The 18165-nt window shown below is 38.7% G+C and carries 12 protein-coding genes; 8 read left to right on the plus strand and 4 right to left on the minus strand.

The window, feature by feature from the left end:
* From V7O61_RS10250 to V7O61_RS10270, 5 genes are all read left to right on the plus strand, one after another.
* On the plus strand, positions 1 to 513 hold the full coding sequence (locus V7O61_RS10250; protein ID WP_407281886.1) for a chemotaxis protein CheW: 513 nt from the start codon (positions 1 to 3) through the stop codon (positions 511 to 513).
* Positions 514 to 722: 209 nt separating this feature from the next.
* Complete coding sequence (locus tag V7O61_RS10255) at positions 723 to 4364, plus strand: methyl-accepting chemotaxis protein (RefSeq protein WP_023846096.1); 3642 nt, start codon at positions 723 to 725, stop codon at positions 4362 to 4364.
* Between the two features lie 12 nt (positions 4365 to 4376).
* Positions 4377 to 4868, plus strand: coding sequence for a chemotaxis protein CheW (locus tag V7O61_RS10260; RefSeq protein ID WP_023846095.1), 492 nt, complete (start codon positions 4377 to 4379; stop codon positions 4866 to 4868).
* Between the two features lie 210 nt (positions 4869 to 5078).
* A complete protein-coding gene (locus V7O61_RS10265) occupies positions 5079 to 5681 on the plus strand; it encodes a CheR family methyltransferase (RefSeq protein WP_407281885.1) in 603 nt (200 codons plus the stop codon).
* A 34-nt stretch (positions 5682 to 5715) separates the two neighbouring features.
* A complete protein-coding gene (locus V7O61_RS10270) occupies positions 5716 to 6066 on the plus strand; it encodes a hypothetical protein (protein WP_023846093.1) in 351 nt (116 codons plus the stop codon).
* A gap of 15 nt (positions 6067 to 6081) precedes the next feature.
* Here V7O61_RS10270 and V7O61_RS10275 read toward each other — a convergent pair whose 3' ends face one another.
* Entirely contained in the window at positions 6082 to 6957 is an 876-nt protein-coding gene (locus tag V7O61_RS10275) for a hypothetical protein (protein WP_023846092.1), read from the minus strand.
* Between the two features lie 236 nt (positions 6958 to 7193).
* On the opposite strand from V7O61_RS10275, the gene V7O61_RS10280 reads away from it, so the two are divergent.
* A complete protein-coding gene (locus V7O61_RS10280; RefSeq protein ID WP_407281884.1) occupies positions 7194 to 8447 on the plus strand; it encodes a CYTH domain-containing protein in 1254 nt (417 codons plus the stop codon).
* On the opposite strand, the gene V7O61_RS10285 is transcribed toward V7O61_RS10280, so the two are convergent.
* The 3 genes from V7O61_RS10285 to V7O61_RS10295 form a co-directional block, all read right to left on the minus strand.
* Positions 8441 to 12385 carry a PAS domain S-box protein gene (locus V7O61_RS10285; protein WP_407281883.1) on the minus strand — a complete coding sequence of 1315 codons (3945 nt, stop codon included), beginning with the start codon at positions 12383 to 12385 and terminating at the stop codon, positions 8441 to 8443. The two genes, V7O61_RS10280 and V7O61_RS10285, sit on opposite strands and share 7 nt — an antisense overlap.
* A 359-nt stretch (positions 12386 to 12744) precedes the next feature.
* Positions 12745 to 14247, minus strand: coding sequence for a polyphosphate:AMP phosphotransferase (gene pap, locus V7O61_RS10290; RefSeq protein ID WP_407281882.1), 1503 nt, complete (start codon positions 14245 to 14247; stop codon positions 12745 to 12747).
* Between the two features lie 66 nt (positions 14248 to 14313).
* Entirely contained in the window at positions 14314 to 15633 is a 1320-nt protein-coding gene (locus tag V7O61_RS10295) for an MgtC/SapB family protein (RefSeq protein WP_245596127.1), read from the minus strand.
* Between the two features lie 140 nt (positions 15634 to 15773).
* On the opposite strand from V7O61_RS10295, the gene V7O61_RS10300 reads away from it, so the two are divergent.
* Both V7O61_RS10300 and V7O61_RS10305 read left to right on the plus strand, forming a co-directional pair.
* Positions 15774 to 16091 (plus strand): DUF362 domain-containing protein, encoded by a 318-nt coding sequence (locus tag V7O61_RS10300; RefSeq protein ID WP_169729118.1) that lies wholly within the window; start codon positions 15774 to 15776, stop codon positions 16089 to 16091.
* Between the two features lie 75 nt (positions 16092 to 16166).
* The gene (locus V7O61_RS10305) at positions 16167 to 18086 is read left to right on the plus strand and encodes a CHAD domain-containing protein (RefSeq protein WP_407281880.1); all 1920 of its coding nucleotides are present in this window, start codon (positions 16167 to 16169) and stop codon (positions 18084 to 18086) included.
* Positions 18087 to 18165 lie beyond the last annotated feature (79 nt).

The raw sequence follows: 18165 nt of genomic DNA on the forward strand, positions 1-18165 counted from the left end.
ATGGAAGATACGATTTCAAATACAAATGCAACTACTGGAGACATGCTCCAGGTAGTTGTTTTTCAACTTGCCGGTGAAGAATTCGGAATGGATATTTCCAGCGTTAAGGAAATAATACGCGTTCCTGAACTGGTACAAATTCCACAGACACCGGATTATGTTGAAGGGATTGTCAACATACGCGGCGATATAATTGTAGCTGTAAATATTGCAAATATGTTTAATGTAGAAATGAAAGAACAGGATCACAATTCACGTATAATTGTCACGGAACTTGAAGATATAATTGTAGGACTTATGGTTGATTCTGTCAGTGAAGTACTCAGGATTCCTTCTACTGATATTGACCCGGCACCTGAAATGCTCATTTCCGGTAAAAGTTCAAAGTGTGTAAAAGGTGTAGGCAAACTTGAGAATCGCATTCTCTTATTAATAGATTCCAGAAATATATTAGGAAAAGATGAACAATTGAATATTGTCAAATCCGGGTATCAGGATATTGTTTCTGAATAATCCTCAATAATATAAAATCAGCATCTAAAGACATTGAGGCATATATAGATGCATTTATATAGTATTTGAGGATATATTTTTATATAATTATTTACATCTATAAATCTGCATAATTATAATTATACGGAAGAGTATGATGTGCGAAATGGCAGCAGGAGAGTAAAAGTTGAACAATTATTAATGACTTTTATTACTGTTAGGGTGAAAACATGTTAGGGAAAAACAACAATAAAACATACAACGAAATCATCGAAGTCCTGAAATCTATTGATGAAGGACAGTTAGATGCAAGACTGGATCTGGCATCAACTGGTGTTGAAAAAGAAATGGCAGATGCTCTAAACTCATTTTTAGATGAAGCTACCGGATGGAAAAATGAAGTTGAACAGCAGCATGAACTGTCAAAACAGGTAAATCAGATGGTAACTGCAACGGTTGAAGGCCGCCTGGACGTAAGAACAAAACCTGATGACTTTGAAGGCGAATTCAGGGAACTTGCAGCAGGTGTTAACCAGATGCTTGATGCCATTGTAACCCCTTTTATGGCAGCATCAAAATACGTGACACGTCTTTCTGACGGAGATATTCCTCCTAAAATAACAAAGGAATTCAAAGGCAGTTACAACGACTTCAAAAACAGGCTCAATATTTGCGTGGATGCTATCAACGCCCTTATTGAAGATTCCGAAATGCTGGCACAAGCCGGTTCAGTAGGTAATGTTGATATCCGTGCAGATGCCACCAGACACGGTGGAGAATTCCGCACTATTATAGAGAACCTTAATAATACTCTTGATTCCATGGCAAAACCATTGAACGAAAGTACGGATATTCTACTCAAACTGGCTGTCAATGACTTTGAAAACGGTGTAGAAGGCCAATATGAAGGAATATTCAAAGATAATGCATACGCAGTTAATGAAGTCCGAAACAGACTCCTGAATATTCAGCGTACATTTGAGTTCATGGCCAGAGGTGATTTCAGTGATCTGCCAAGATACAAGCAGGCTGGAAAGCGATCTGACAACGATAAATTGTTGCCATACACTATCGGACTCATGGAAACTGTCAAGGGAATGGCAGATGAATTCATAGAACTTGGTGGAGCTGCTGAAGCCGGAAACCTCGAATACAGACTGGACGCTTCCAACTTCGACGGACTTTTCCAGGAAGCGGTTGGCACTGTAAACAGTGCATTTGATGCATTGATCAATCCACTTAACATGACTGCTGATTACGTAGATTGTATCTCAAAAGGAAAAATACCTGAGAAAATCACAGATGAGTATCATGGAGACTTCAACATAATCAAAGATAACATAAATGCATGTATCGATGGTCTTGGCGGCATGGTTGAAGCCAACAATGTGCTGCAGAAAATGGCAGTTAATGATTATACAAGCCATGTTGAAGGTAACTATCAGGGAATTTATGCTGAAGTCGGTAATGCAGTAAATGATGTTCGCGGACGTCTTCTCCATATAACAGACACCGCCCAGAATATTTCACGCGGAGATATGAGTGACCTTGGAGCATACCGCGAGATAGGAAACGGAACTGGTAAACGTTCAGAAAATGATAATATTACTCCTTCTTTCATTAAAATGATGGAAAATGTCAACGGTATGATCAATGAGACTGTTGACCTTACAGATGCAGCAAAAGCCGGAAACCTTGATTACAGAGCAGATTCTTCCGGCTATGAAGGTGGATTTAAACTTGTTCTAGACGGAATAAACCAAACACTTGACTCCGTGGTCGGTCCGCTTAACGTTGCAGCAGACTATGTCGACCGTATTTCAAAAGGTAATATTCCAGAGAAAATCACAGATGAATACAACGGTGACTTTAACCACATTAAAGACAACCTCAATCAGTGTATTGATGCTGTGAACATGCTTGTTGATGATGCTCTGTTACTGGCAAATGCAGGTGTTGAAGGTCGTCTGGACGTAAGAGCAGATGCCTCCAGACATACAGGAGACTTCAGCAAGGTTGTTGAAGGAGTTAACAATTGCCTTGATGCCATTATTTGTCCGCTTAATGTAACTGCCGGTTATATTGAGCAGATCTCAAGAGGAGAAATTCCTGAAAGAATAACTGATGAATACCTCGGGGATTTCAACAGAATAAAAGGCAATATCAATGATTGTATTGACGGACTCGGAGGACTTGTAGAAGCAAATGAAGTCCTGCACCTGATGCAGGAAAACGATCACACCAGAAGCGTTGAAGGTGACTATCAGGGAATCTACGCTGAAGTTGCTGAAGCAACCAATGGAATACGTCAGAGAATGCTCACCATTATGGATGTGAACAAGAAGATTGCAGTAGGTGATCTGAGCAATCTTGAAGGGCTGAAGAAAGTTGGTAAGCGCTCCGAGAATGATGAACTTATCCCATGTTACATTTCTATGATGACCAACATTGAGAACCTTGGTAATGAATTTGTCAAACTGGGTCACGCTGCAAAGAGCGGTAACCTCGATTACAAGGCGGATTCATCACAATTCGATGGTGCATATAAGGATGCAATAGAAGCAGTTTCCGAAGCTATTGATGCCCTTGTGACACCAATGAATGAAGCAATGCGCATGGTTAATGAATTCTCATCAGGTAAACTTAACACAAGGTTCAGCTTTGAAACAGAAGGCGATTTTAAGGTATTTGCTGACACTGTTGATGCTTTTGGTAATAACCTGCAGGCAATTATTGCTGATTCATCCCACGTACTTGAAGCAATTGCAAACAACGATCTGAGCCAGCCAGTTTCTGTTCATGGCGTAGGTGAATTCAAGCTACTTACAGATAATGTGGAAAACACCAGAAGATCACTGAACGAAGTTGTATCCATGGTACATGACAGTTCGAGAAACGTTGCATCAACCGCTGAAGAAATGTCTGCTTCAGTTGAAGAGATGTCAGCATCATCATATCAGGTAGCTGATACTGTTTCAGAGATATCAAGAGGTGCACAGAGCCAGGCTTCTAAAACAGAGGAAGTATCCCGTGCAATGGTTGACATGACCATGACAGTTCAGGAAGTTGCAACTAACTCCCAGAAAGCGGCAGAGAATGCAAAAGACTCCAATGAACTGATAAGCAACCTTGGTACGATTGCAAAGGATCTGATAATTAAGATGGATTCAATTAAGACTGCAACTGCTGATTCCTCAGGAGTAATTATGGAGCTTGATGGTAAATCCAAGCAGATTGGAGAAATTGTTAACCTCATTACTAATATTGCAGACCAGACTAACCTTCTAGCACTGAACGCAGCCATTGAAGCAGCACGTGCAGGCGAACATGGTCGTGGATTTGCAGTGGTGGCAGATGAAGTCAGAAAGCTTGCAGAAGATTCAGGTAATGCAGCAAAACAGATATCAACACTCATAGGCGAGATCCAGGAAGGAACTCACAATGCAGTTACTTCAATGCAGCAGGGTTCAGCTGAAGTTGATACCGGTGCACTTGCCCTGAACGAAGCAGTGCAGGTTGTTGAACAGGTAGTAGATGCAGGTACACTTATAGCTAACATGGTACAGGATATTGCTGCTGCTGCCCAGGAGCAGTCTGCTTCCATTGAAGAGGTTACTTCCTCAATAGAAGAAGTAAGCGCAATATCAGAAGAATCCGCAGCAGGAACTGAAGAAGCATCAGCAGCTGTAGAACAACAGAGTGCAACAATGCAGGAGCTTTCAAGTTCAGCAGGAGATCTTTCAAGACTTGCAGCTGATATGAAAGTTGTAGTTGACAAATTTATATTAGAAACCGTTTCCATGAATGGCGGGAATACTGCTGGCCCCGGGAAAAGGGAAGAAACTGAGAAAGAGGAGCACATCCTTGTATAATGAGATGAGAATATGAAAGATGTTTCAATATCCGGAAATGGCCCGACTGATGAGTTATTACAGATGGTAGTCTTCCAGCTGGGTGGCGAGGAGTTTGGCGTAGAGATTATGAAAGTACAGGAGATTATCAGGATGCCTGAGATCACTCAGATCCCACAATCTCCTGAATTTGTGGAAGGAGTTATCAACCTACGTGGCAGGATTATCGTTGTCATCAACCTTGACAAACGTTTCAACCTTGCTTCAAAGGAAGTTGATGCACATTCACGTATCATTGTGGTTGAGATTGGAGAAAATGTTGTTGGAATGATAGTTGATTCTGTCAATGAAGTCCTGAGAATTCCAAAGTCAAGTGTAGATCCTGCACCGGAACTTGTAACATCAAACATTAGCCGTGAGTACATCACAGGTGTTGGAAAAATAGATGGCCGTCTTCTGATCCTTCTTGACCTTGCAAAGGTAATGGACAAAAAGGAAGCAGCAGAAATTGCAAGTCTTGCCTGATAAGGCAGGATTTTATCTTTTTATTTTGTTAATCCATAGTACTTGTTTTACTTTTTATTAATTTTTGATTTCATATTGCTTAATTTCTTATATTGTACAAACATGCAATCTAATTACGCCATCAAGCTCCATGACCATACTTATGGTATTTTTGTACATAATATATATATTTAGATCCATGGGTTATTTTCAATATAGGAGAGAAAAATTATGGCATTCACTTATTTCTTTAGAGACATGCAAACACTGGAAATGATCAGAGACTATGTAATTCCTGAACTCAGAAGCCGCAGATATATCCACATATGGGATGCAGGGTGTGCAATGGGCCCGGAACCGTATTCACTTGCCATTGTGTTAAGAGAGAATATGGGAATGATCTTCAGGAATGTGAAAATACACGCAACTGACATTGACAACAGTAATCTTTTTGGTGACATTATCAAAGATGGAATATACCCAAGAGAAATGGTTCAAAGAATACCACAACCTATATTTGAAAAGTATTTCTCACCAGCAGATGAACCAGACCATTTCCAGATATCCGATGAGATAAGAAAAAGTGTTGATTTTACAAGACAGAATCTCCTTGACATGAAACCAATCAGGTCGGGACTAAACCTTATTCTCTGCAAAAATGTCCTTCTTCACTTCACAGAAGCTGAAAGAGTAGAAGTAATGCAAATGTTCCATGATTCCCTTGACGGCGGATATTTCGCAACCGAACAGACACAGAAGCTTCCGGCTGAGCTTCAGAACCAGTTTGAACCGGTTGTAGCAAACGCACAGTTGTATCGTAAAATAAACAACTAAGCATATATGGACACAAAGTAGAGAGATTGTGAACATGCCCCAGGAACTGAAATTCACACTACTGCCGCCTGCACCGGGCTCTGAATACAGGTGGATGAATATAGACAGAAAGGGGATAAGAGTCGGAAAAGCCAGGGGTAAGGCAGACGGTAACGTCCTTATAATCTACTCCATCAACATTTTCCCGGAATTTGAAGGAAAGCATTACGGGAAAAGGACAATTGATTATTTCAAATCCCAGTTCGGTACCATTGTTGCAGATCGAGTAAGACCTACAGCAATTGGTTTCTGGGAAAAAATGGGATTTACAAGCAAAGGAGATGGTTCCTTTGTTTTCATGAAAAAAGGAACAACATCCCCCGTTGTTTCTGCAGTGAACTCCTGATTAAAAACAGCAGTTTCATGCGACTGCCAATCCAAATTCCATTTCATCAACAAGTTCTGTATTTAGTCCAATATCTTCAAACATACTTTTCAGCACCACCTTCCCATCTTCAAGTGAAACGCCATTGATCGATGTATGGATAGCTGCTGTAAGGTTTCCCGACCCGTCAATTCTAATTTCATATCTGGCATTTTCTGTGGAATGAATTATTTTTAAGTATCGAGTATGTACAAAAATGCTTCCTGCAGCCTTATATTCATAAGGTAAAGAATCATTTAAAAATTCGATTAGATAATTTCCATTTCCTAAAGACTGTATATCTGAATCTCCATGTTCGTTCAGGTAATCAACGATGACTCTGACTTCAGGTTGATGTGGAATGGATATTGTTGTGATGTTTTCGCCAAATATTTCAGCATATTGATCACTCTTCTTATCAGATATGTTGAATGATAGTTTTACAATGTCAGCAACAAAATTCTGTGGATAATTACTGTTACTCTGAGGAATTGCAGACCACGCCATTTCAGCATTATTCTGATGAATGAAGAAGGTTAGATATTCCGGGTATTCATCATCAAATATTTTATTATCATGAGGCACCAACACTTTTAAGAGATAAACAGTAGAGTTATTATCAAATAGTGAAGGCAATATATTATCATTTTCAAGAGGTATTCCCTCAGTAGGCAAAACATCTTCAACAGAATAGTGTTGTGATGCCAGCGTGCCCACATTTCTAAGATTCAGGTTATTTCCTTCAAAGTTGGCATTAATAGATGATGAGGAATATACATTCGTATATCTGTACTTTTCAAGATCAACACATCCTTCCGCTAATAACATGCAACTTATTAGAAGCAGTACCATTATCATTCCGGATTTCCTCATATTTTATCACTCCAAGCGTCTAGCGTTGCATATAAGCTCAATCTGATAAATAATTTTACAATATAATCTATGAAAATTTGGCAGTTTGTGTTTAATTAGTAAGATAACAACACTAATATCGATCTAAAATACGATTTTTTAGAGAAAATCAGGAATATTCGGACAAAGCGGTTTTCATCTCTGTATTTCCACATCAATATAAGAAACCTTTTTAGTCTTGGTATATATTTCTCTGTATGGAAATTGAAGCTAAATTCATCATATCTGAACGTGATAGCTTTGAAAAACTCAAAGGCATTACATCTATTGCCGGATTTGATGCCGGCGAGCCTGTTGATAAAGAATTCACAGATACATATCTTGATACGATGGATATGGCTATTTACGCTTCTGGTTTTTCATTCCGCTGCCGCGAAAAAGGTAGCAAGGTAACTTACACACTAAAATCACTTTCTACTTCAAACTCTCTTGTGCACATGAGAGAGGAAGTTGAGTTTACACTTACCGAGAAGTTACCTGTAAAAGACTGGGATAATTGTGTCCTCAGGGAAAGAGTGCTTTCCATGACAGGCTCAGGGGAACTTTTTCCTTTATTCACTGTAACTCATAAAAGAACTGATTTCCTTCTGGACACCGGCCAGAGAAATGTTGCAGAGCTGAGCTTTGATGATGTAATTCTCAAATGCGAGAAGAGCAAGAAAAGTTATCTCGAACTGGAAGTTGAACTTACAGGCGATGGTACGGAATCAGAACTGAACCAGATAGCTGAATATCTCAGGGACGAAGAAGGACTTACTCCGGGAAGCAGTTCAAAGTTCGATAATGGTCTTAAGCTTTTTATGAAAAATGTAAGAAAAAATGCCAGTATACTTAACTACAATATAGATGCTGAGAACAGAACTGTTAAATATTCACCTCTTCAGGAAATAATAGAGGAATATGGAATTGAAAGAGAACATGCACGAAGAGTTGCAGAAAATTCCTACAGGCTTTTTACAGAACTAAAAAGCATACATCATTTGCGCAGTGAGTTACTTCATACACTCAGAATTGCTTCGCTTGTTCATGACATAGGAGTCATGACCGATGTAAAAAAGCATCATAAGGTTGGACGGGATCTTCTCTCGGAAACATGTCCAGATGAACTCCCATGTCCACTCTGTGCAATTCTTCCATGGATGGCATTCCTGCATAAGAAAAGAATAGACCTCAAAAAACTGGAAAAACTATCCCTTAAAAGAAATTTCTTTATACTCCCATCCCAGATGCGTGAGGATATACTCATTCTTTCGGCCATATTAAGAATGGCTGATGGCCTGGATTACAGCAGGATGGGAAGCCGGATCACAGAGATTGATCTTACAAAAGAGGATATCATCGTAAAAATAAGCGGTAAAGGAGCAGAACTTGATGCAGACAGAGCGGACACAAAAGCAGACCTCTGGCGCTTGCTCTTTGAAAGGGATATCTACTTCAGGGAAGATTATTGATTTATCTGGTTTATTGGAATTCTGACGGTGAAAGTGCTTCCTTTGCCGGATTCACTTTCTACAATTATTTCCCCTGAATGCATCTCGATGTAATGTCTGGCAATGGCAAGTCCAAGTCCTGTTCCACCATGACTGCGGTTTACAAAAGAACTAACCTGTTTAAACGGATTAAATATTATTTTTTGCTGATCAAGAGGAATACCTATACCATTATCGCATATAGATATCTCAACATTGCCATCCACAATTTTAGAATTTAGTTGCACTTTACCTTTTACAGGTGTGAATTTAATAGCATTGCTAAGAAGGTTATAAATTACCTGTTTGAACTTTAAACGGTCAGCATTGATTTCCAGCTTTTCAAATTCGATATTGACTTCAAAATCATGTTTTTTCTCTTTGAACAAAGGATCCATCAATGATATGACCTCATGCATCTCCTCATAAATGTCAATCATTTCAGGATTATAATCCATGCTGCCAGATTCTATTTTAGAAAGATCAAGAATATCATTGATTAATTCCAGCAGATGATTTCCACTTTTAAGTATATTACAAACATACTGATTTTGCTTATCGTTCAGGTCACCAAATATTTTATCATTTAATATCTGTGAAAAACCAATAACTGAATTAAGAGGTGTGCGAAGTTCATGGCTCATATTCGCGATGAATTCTGATTTAATCTGACTCGATTCTTCAGCCAGTGCTTTTGCCTGGACAAGAGCCATTTCAGCCTGTTTACTTTCAGTTATGTCTGTTAAGAACAATGTAAGCCCGATAATATTTCCTTCGTCATCTTCCAGAGGACTGTACACATTCTCGTACCATTTTCTTTCGAATAAGGAATCACCATACTCTTCGACAATGGTGAAAGCCTCTCCTGCAAGTACCCTGTCAAAATTAGATTTTGCTTTTTGCCTGTCATCGGGATTTTGAATATACTCTAGCATACTGGAGCCAATTTCAATTTTAGTACCCCATATATTTTCCATTGTTATCCGATGGTTCTCGTTAAAAGTAATGTAACAATAATTTTTGTCCAGAGCAAATATAACAACATCCTTTGGACTTTCAATTACTTCCCTCAAGAGCTTGTAGGCATGCTTGTATTTCTTCTCTGCCTGCCTTAGCATTTCTTCGGCTCTTTTCCTATCAGTAATATCCCTGCAAACACAAAAGGCCAGTTTCTGACCACTTAAAATAGCCCCGTTCGAACTAACCTCAACATCAAGTAGTTTCCCATCTTTACGACGATGACATGTCTCGAATGTAAATCCGGACTCATCAATATCATTTATTATCTCAAGTATTTCTTCGCGTGTTGAAACATTTTCCCAGTCCCAAACATGTAAACTTAGAACTTCATCCATCGTATAGCCCAGCATATCTGCAAATTTCTGGTTACCCTCAACTACTTCACCTTTGCCATTTACAACGACAATACCATCATTTGATTGTTCAACGAGTATTTTCTTTCTGGTACGTTCCTCTTCAATTTTCTTTTCAGATCTCTTTTTCTCTGTAATATCAAAGTGGGTTCCGTACATAAGAAGGGGCTTCCCATCTTCATCCCATTCTATAACTTTACCACGATCAAGCACCCATACCCAGTCCCCATTTTTGTGCTTCATACGAGCTTCATACTCGTAGTTATCCAATAGACCGGCAAAATGCTTTTTAAGAACTGCTTCTGATCTTTTCATATCTACAGGATGAACCAGCTTATTCCACGTATGGATATCAAATGGAGTCAACTCATCCAGGGTATAGCCAAGCATCTCTGCCCAGCGATCATTGAAAATGGTTTCACCAGTCTGTATATTCCATTCCCATGTACCGACATTTGTACCTTCGATGATATTCGCCAGACGCTTGCGTTCCTCTAAGATGTCTTTTTCCGCCTGTTTTCTTTCAGAAATGTTCCTTCCAACGCCTAAAACTCCTATGGTTTTACCACTGGAATCATGCATGGGACTTTTAATGGTTTCCAGATATTCCTGATGCCCGTCATCCGCAAAGGTAATGAGTTCCTCATTTACAGATGGTCCGCCGGCTTCCAATGCTTCAATGTCTTTTTGCCTGAAGAGATCTGCAAGTTCTTTATTGACAAAATCATAATCGGTTTTCCCGACGATATCTTCCTCTTTTGCACCAAAAAAACGTTCAAATTTGGTATTACATGACAGGTATACTCCATCGGAATTCTTCAGCCAGACAAGATCAGGAATGGTATCTACTAATGTACGCAGTTGTCCCTCACTGTTTTTTAATGCAATCTCCGCATTTTTACGTTCAGTTATGTCAACCGTAGTTGCCATTACCCTTTCTACACCGTTGATGTTTATAGGGCTTAAACGGACATGCTCCCAGAATAATTCTCCAGTTACCTTTTTGTTGAACCATTCAAATTCCTGAGTACCTTCGGCTGCAGCTTTATGTATCCATCCCAATGCATCTTCAAAAGAATATGGTGGCTCCATCCAGAATTCATTTGTTTGTAATTGCTCAAGCGAGGAAAAACCATATATTTCCCAGGCATTGGGATTAGCATCGATAATTTCACCGCTTTCTTTGTCATGTATGATTATCGAAAGAGGAGCTTCTGTGAAAAGCGTCCTGTATTGCTCTTCACTTTCAAGAATAGCATTTTCTGCTTGTTTGCGTTCAGTAATATCCTGAAATACAGTAGCAAAAGACTCATTGTCTATTTTATGTACACTAATATTGTAATGCTTATTCAATTGTGGCGAATATGTTTCAAAAACAGCAGGCTTTCCAGTTAGTACAACTTTTCCATATGTTTCTATCAAAGATGTTTCTTCAGTACCCGGGAGAACTTCAGTAACACGCTTTCCTATGATATCAGTTATTTCCAGTCCGGTATGTTTTTCAAATGCTTCATTTGCATCAAGAAAGATGTAATCAATTGGATTTCCATCATCATCGAAAATTATTTTATGGATTGCCACACCACTTATATCGTTTTCAAAAAGTCCCCTGTATTTTTGTTCACTTTCTTTTAGCGCATTCTCAGCTCCGATCTTTCCTATGATATTCCATAAGGAATCCATTAGTAGAGTAAGCTGTAGAGTGTCATTCTCATTATAATTTGATTCCTTGTTGGCAACCCCAACTACAGCAACAATCTTATTGTTCTTAAAAATAGGAATTGTCATGAAATTATGAAGTATGACATGTCCTTCAGGGTAGCCTTTTTTTAATGGGTTCGGAGCGGGGAAATCATTTACAATTATAGATTTACGCTGCCTGACCGCCTCTCCCCATATACCCGTCTCCTTGAGATTATATATGGTCCGGGGTTCTGTGATGTCACATTCCCTCATCACCCCTTTTGACCATGTGTTCAAGGTGAACTGTTCTTTTTTCTCATTATAATAGTAGATATAACCAATTTTACTGTTGGTGAGTTTAATAGCCTCATTTAATGCAAAGTCAAGGAATTCCTGAATAGAATCATGCTTTGATTCTAAAATTTCAAGGATACTTCTTAATCTTGCTTTTTCAAGAATATTTTCTTTTTCTATTTGCTTTGTTTTAGTTATATCATGGATAATGAGACACAGCAGTGTTTTATTCTTGTCTTTTATTGGAATGGCACAGAGTTCAACATCATGTATTTCAAGATTTTGTAGTTGATGCTTAAAGTGAAAATGATTTTTTATCCCGGTTTTAGCTTTACAAAGCTCCGTTTTTAATTCATCTTCAGAAGAGATATCAATCTGGCTTATTTTCTTTAGTATCAGTTCTTCACATGACCAGCCGTAATAATCAGAAGCAGCATTATTGACATTGATAATCTGAAGGCTTTCTGGATCAATAATTAACATGATAGTATAATCGTTATTGAATAACTGGTTATAGTCCAGTTTTAGTTCACCCGGAATACATGTTGAAGGAATGTTATTATTTTGCATTATAACCCTTTGTCTGCATTTTTGAATATCAATGGTCGCCGGCCATGTTAGCACATAATATGCATTTTAAGCACATTGAATGTGTGTTGAACTTTTGCCCAGTTAATAGATTTTGTGGTCGAATATACTATATAATTAAATCTATAAAAAGAGATCTAGATACAAATCTAAACACAATATGCAAAAGAAGAGATTCACTAATTTTGTTAGTTATGTTATATTTGTAAGCCCTTTATTTCCAGTGCAAAATATACTAAATTGTTTATTTTATTATGTTTTAAGAGTTACAATTTTAGTGGACAGATTTTTCAAAATATTTTGGAAAATAAGAAAAACAAAACAAATGTTGATGGGAACAATTACTGAAGTCCCCGTTCCTTAAGTTCACTCTCAATGCGGCCAATGACCGTATTCATAATTTTGATTCTGGAATAGTATTTATCATTGGATTCCACAATGGTCCAGGGAGCCCATGAAGTACTGGTCTTTGTGAGCATTTCATCGGCAGCATCAAGGTAAAGATTCCACTTCTCGCGATTGCGCCAGTCGTCAGGAGTTATCTTCCATTGTTTATAATATACTTTTTCGCGCTCTTTGAACCTTCTAAGCTGCTCATCCTTATCAATGTGCATCCAGAACTTGACAATTATAGTACCGTAGTTAGAGAGAGTTTCTTCAAATTCATTGATTTCCCTGTAAGCACGTTTCCATTCCTCAACATTGCACAGGTCCTCAACTCTCTCAACCAATACCCGTCCATACCAGCTCCGGTCATAAATTCCTATATGGCCTGCCTCTGGAATCTGATTATAGAATCTCCACAGGTAATGACGTCGAAGCTCATCCGGAGTGGGCACTCCCACTGGAGTTACCTGGTAAAGCCGGGGATTTAGCTTTTTAACAAGCCTTCTGATACCTCCACCTTTGCCGGAAGCATCCCAGCCTTCAAATACAACAATAAGTGGTATTCTGTTTCTGAAAAGATCATACTGGAGGGTTTTCAGCTTTTTCTGGCATTTTTTCTTTTCTGCCTTGTACTCTTCATAAGTGAGACTCTTGTCAGGATTTATTTTTTCCAGAATGGAAGAGTCGATATTAGGAATGACACATGTATCTTTTTTCTGGTTTTGTTCCAATAATTCCTTGTTTTCAAGATCCTGAATCCTGTATTCAATAGATTCTATAACCTTTGCCAGCACTTTTACAGTTGCAAAATTCCTGTCATCTGCTTCTACAATTGTCCATGGTGCAAAGGAACGATCTGTTTTTTCAAGAATTCCTTCAATAAGTGGCAGGTATTTATCATATCCATTCAGGTAATCCCTTTCTTCCTCTTCAATGATAAACTGGGGAATCCCGGTATCTTTCATTTCCCCATATCGCTTATCCTGTTCATCCTTGCTTATGTGAAGGAAGAGTTTAATCAGAAGATATCCACCGTCTGTGAGCTGTCGTTCAAAATATGTAAGATTGGAAAGGCATTTTTGCATATTCTTATTGGCTTTGCCCTTCTTGTTATGTTCAATAATTATTCTGCGATACCAGCTTCTGTCAAAAATTGCCATTCTGCCTTTTTGTGGAATCTTTGTCCAGAAACGCCACAAAAGAGGTTTCTGTTCTTCCTGATAACAAGGCCTTCCGGTAGTATGCAAATTGAAACCCATCGGGCTTAAGGTTAGAAGGAACCTGTTTATGATCTCAGACATACCTGAAGCATGCCATCCCTCAAAAACGATAATTATCGGAATATCCATTTTCCACGCTTTTCGCTGCAGCTCACCCATCTGAATTTTAAGGTCTTCCATTATCGTTTTATACTCTTCCTTTGGAAGCGTTTTGGTGAGATCTACATTTTCAAGCATAATATCATTTTAAATATGGTTCATCTTCGTATATATAGTTATATTTATATGTATATCATAGGATTATCACATATAGAAACTCCATATCAACAGAGTGACTGCTCCACACAATGCAATAATTATGAAAGACAGGACGGCTGTCCTGAAAAACTCAGGTGAACCGCTTATTTTGATATACAATGGCTTATTGAGAGTACTTATAAGGCCTGCAAGCACAGCCGTTATTCCTGCGGTCTGGACAGAAATGTTACCTGAGAAAGCGAGAGCTGCAACCGAAGCAGTAACTGCCGAGCTACTGACAATTCCACCAAGTGCGGTTATATAGGTTCCTTCGGCGCCTCCGTACACATTAGCATAATTTGCAAAAATCAGCAGTATTGTAAAAACAGCACCAAACTTGAATGCCGGACCAAGTGCAAACGGTGAACCTATATCTATAGTATCATTGGGATTTACTGTCTTTTTCCATTTCAGACCTACAAATATGAGAGTTACAATGCCCATAATAATAAACGGAGGAGCCATCAGAGAAGCGGTCCGGGCAGTTGGATCGGCTATTAATGCAATAATAGTGTTGCTTATGATCATAGAAACCACTGACAATAAAGAGCCGATGTGAACCGAATCTTTAAGCAATGAACCTTTTTTTGACATACCGGACAGAGCTGCAACAGTTGCTTCACTGCTAATAAAACCTCCAAAGAAACCCGAGTAAGGAATACCCCCGCGAGGGCCGAGTTTTTTCAGGGAGATGTAACTTACAAAACTGATAAAGGAAACAAGTACAACAATTAGTATGGATTGTTTCAGGTTTAGTATTCCAAAGATAGGTTCTTCAGGCATAACAGGATACAGCACAAAAGCAACTGCAAGGAACTTCAGAGCACTGCTTATATCCTCATCAGAGAGATGTTCTGCAAAGGAGTGAAGCGGTTTTTTCTCAATAAGCAGGAATGTAACCAGAAGTCCTGTGACTATTGCTATAAGATAAAGACCCTGGGCAACTATTATTCCCAGAAGATATGTACAGAACAATGCAATAGCTGTGGTAAGACCTGATTTTCCTTTGAGAATATTGACCAGGTAAATAAGGGAGGCAGAGGCAATTAATACCAACACTGTAGCTAATATTAGTATCCACATTCCGATGTAATCAACAAGAAATGCAGCAACTGCACCTGTAATACATGTAATGGAAAAAGTTCTCACACCTGCAAATACTTTCTTGTCTGATCGCCAGTGTTCCCTTTCAAGACCTATAAGAATTCCTATCATCATTGAAAGTACGATTTTTTCCAGTATAGTGGCATATAGCGGATCAATGCCCGGTTGAATGCTTATAATATCCTCATCCCTCCTGAAGAAATAATTCTGGTATCTGTCCAAAACGGGTTTAATTATACCAGTGCACAAATGACTGTCCAGTTGTTTATCTATACTACATATATTACTATATATTTTTATATCTGCTTAACAAACTAATAGTGAGGACTGATATAATGCCATGGGTTAATAAGAAAAAATGCGTGTCGTGCAAGAAATGCGTCAAAAAATGCCCAGTGGATGCCATTGAAATGGTAAAAGGAAAGGCCTTAATCGAAGAAGATAAGTGCATCAATTGTGGGAAATGCATAAAAATATGTCCTGTCAAAGCGATACTCAAAGATAAGGAAATCGTGAAGTTCAAAATAAGTGAAAATATCAAATCTGCTAAAAACTCACTTGAACGATCCAAAAATAAGAGTTCAAAGAAACGTCTTATCAAGAGTCAGCTACGTCAGCTTAAACGTGAACAGGAAATTATCCGTGGAACTATGAAAGAACTGAAACGGATAAAACTTTAATTTGAATCTATAGAGATTACATATAAATATAACCTGAATAAAGAGGAGCAGCTTGTAATTGCTGAGGGGAGAACAATGTCATCGAATATATTTGTAAGAAAATACTCCTTAGCGGCATCACTGGGTTTTCTTGCAGGCCTGGTGTCATGCATGACAGGGTTACTTTTTGCTATTGTCAGCAGACTCAACCGAGGTTCCGGGACTGAGACAATCCTGGTTGTCTGCATGTTACTTGCCACCGGAGTAGTATTGATCCTATCTGGAATCAATGCTGCAGGAATACGCCAGAAGCTCTCACGTAGTTATTCTTTCCTTGCAGGTCTGTTGTTATCCGCAACCGGACTGCTTGTTTTTATGTCATCTTTCCCTGACAACTGGGTTTATCCACGGGTCAGCTATGCAATAATAGCCTATTCACTTGGAATTTTCCTGCTTTTAATCAATATCTTTGTTAATTATTTCCTGCAGGCACTGGGAGATTCCAGGCGGCAGGAAGAAAAATACCAGAAGGATAGTGTTCCATGTACTGAACCTCAGCACAATGACTGTTCTGTCCTTACAACATTTGCAGGCATTCTAATGACTAATATCACATCAGGTACCTATGAGCCTGCTTTTCTTACAGGTACAAGTGATAATGAAAATACCTACATGGTAAGTGATACCAATTCTGAAGAAAAACGTTCGGAGTCCATAATTATGGAATTCAATGAGGAAAAAACCATCACCGAAACTGAAGTTGTAACTGCAGCAGATGCAGTTGACGATGAAAATTATAAAATGTGTAATGTTGAAGAGGAAACGGAAGAAACTACAGCTCTTGAAACAACACAGTTCCCTGAAATAGCAGAAGCTATTGAACCTGAAATTGAAAAAGAAATCGAGGATATTGAAGAAACTCAGGAAACAGAGGATGAAGATAAAGCAGATAATCCACCTGAAGAAGATCTTTCTTCAAATGAAAAGTCTGATCTTAAGGAACTTATTGTACCCTATGCGGAATTCAGGTCACTTAAAAAGACAAATATAAAATCTGATGATACAATGCGTGAAGCTGCACGCAAGATCCTCATGTATCATTTCGGTCAGATGCTTGAACATGAAAGAGGTACAAAAATCGGAAGGGATATTGAAGAACTCCATGATATGAGGGTTGCTGCAATGCGTATGCGTTCAATTGTAGAGGTTCTTGAGGATTATCTTAACATGAAAGATATGACTCCCTATTACAAGGGCGTAAAATCCATAAGGAGAACACTTGGAACTGTTCGTGATCTGGACGTGTTCCTTGAGAAGATAGACCATTATCTTACAGCCCAGCCACTTGAAAGAGCCCTGGAAATTGAGCCTCTCACAGACTCTCTCCTGATAGAAAGAGCAAAGCATCGTGGAAATATGCTTGTGTACCTTGATGATTCACCTTATAATAAATTCAAAAAGAACTTTGCAGACTATCTGAATACTAAGAAATCATGGAAGATGAAATCTGCAAAGAAAAATGGCGAACCTATACCTGCCAGAGTCGTTGATGTGCTGCCAGTGCTTCTTTATTCCCAGCTTGCAACTGTCAGGGCATATGGTGATGTACTTACTGACGACACAAAAATTGATCCTTACCTTGAAAAATACCACCAGCTAAGAATTGATGTGAAGATACTGCGTTATACCATTGAGTTCTTTAAGGAAGTTCTTGGTTCCGAATCAAAGAGCATTATAAAAGATCTCAAAGGTCTTCAAGACAATCTTGGTGATATGCATGATACTGTGGTTGCACTCGAAATGCTTGAAAACTTTGAGAAATATGGCGTGTGGGGAGAAGCACACGGAAAGAAATCAAGTATCAGGGATTATCCGGGCGTCGATGCATATATGGAATACAGGAAAAAGGAACTTGCATCCTTGCTGGATTCATTTCCTGAAGCATGGTCAAAGGTTATTGACCCTGATTTCAGTGTAAGGTTTTCACAGGCAATTGCAGGAATTTACAACTCCTGATAACAGGCTGCAGCCTGAATAGTATTGAATATGTAAGCTATATTGTGCTATATACTACTATATATGAAACTGTATGAAG

Source organism: Methanolobus sp. WCC1 (genome assembly GCF_045690315.1).
Classification (GTDB): domain Archaea; phylum Halobacteriota; class Methanosarcinia; order Methanosarcinales; family Methanosarcinaceae; genus Methanolobus; species Methanolobus tindarius.

What these genes read in the sequence shown, in the direction of transcription:
- V7O61_RS10250 (WP_407281886.1), top strand. Translation starts at nt 1, where the DNA reads ATGGAAGATACGATTTCAAATACAAATGCAACTACTGGAGACATGCTC.
- V7O61_RS10255 (WP_023846096.1), top strand. Translation starts at nt 723, where the DNA reads ATGTTAGGGAAAAACAACAATAAAACATACAACGAAATCATCGAAGTC.
- V7O61_RS10260 (WP_023846095.1), top strand. Translation starts at nt 4,377, where the DNA reads ATGAAAGATGTTTCAATATCCGGAAATGGCCCGACTGATGAGTTATTA.
- V7O61_RS10265 (WP_407281885.1), top strand. Translation starts at nt 5,079, where the DNA reads ATGGCATTCACTTATTTCTTTAGAGACATGCAAACACTGGAAATGATC.
- V7O61_RS10270 (WP_023846093.1), top strand. Translation starts at nt 5,716, where the DNA reads ATGCCCCAGGAACTGAAATTCACACTACTGCCGCCTGCACCGGGCTCT.
- V7O61_RS10275 (WP_023846092.1), bottom strand. Translation starts at nt 6,957, where the DNA reads ATGAGGAAATCCGGAATGATAATGGTACTGCTTCTAATAAGTTGCATG.
- V7O61_RS10280 (WP_407281884.1), top strand. Translation starts at nt 7,194, where the DNA reads ATGGAAATTGAAGCTAAATTCATCATATCTGAACGTGATAGCTTTGAA.
- V7O61_RS10285 (WP_407281883.1), bottom strand. Translation starts at nt 12,385, where the DNA reads ATGCAAAATAATAACATTCCTTCAACATGTATTCCGGGTGAACTAAAA.
- pap (WP_407281882.1), bottom strand. Translation starts at nt 14,247, where the DNA reads ATGCTTGAAAATGTAGATCTCACCAAAACGCTTCCAAAGGAAGAGTAT.
- V7O61_RS10305 (WP_407281880.1), top strand. Translation starts at nt 16,167, where the DNA reads ATGTCATCGAATATATTTGTAAGAAAATACTCCTTAGCGGCATCACTG.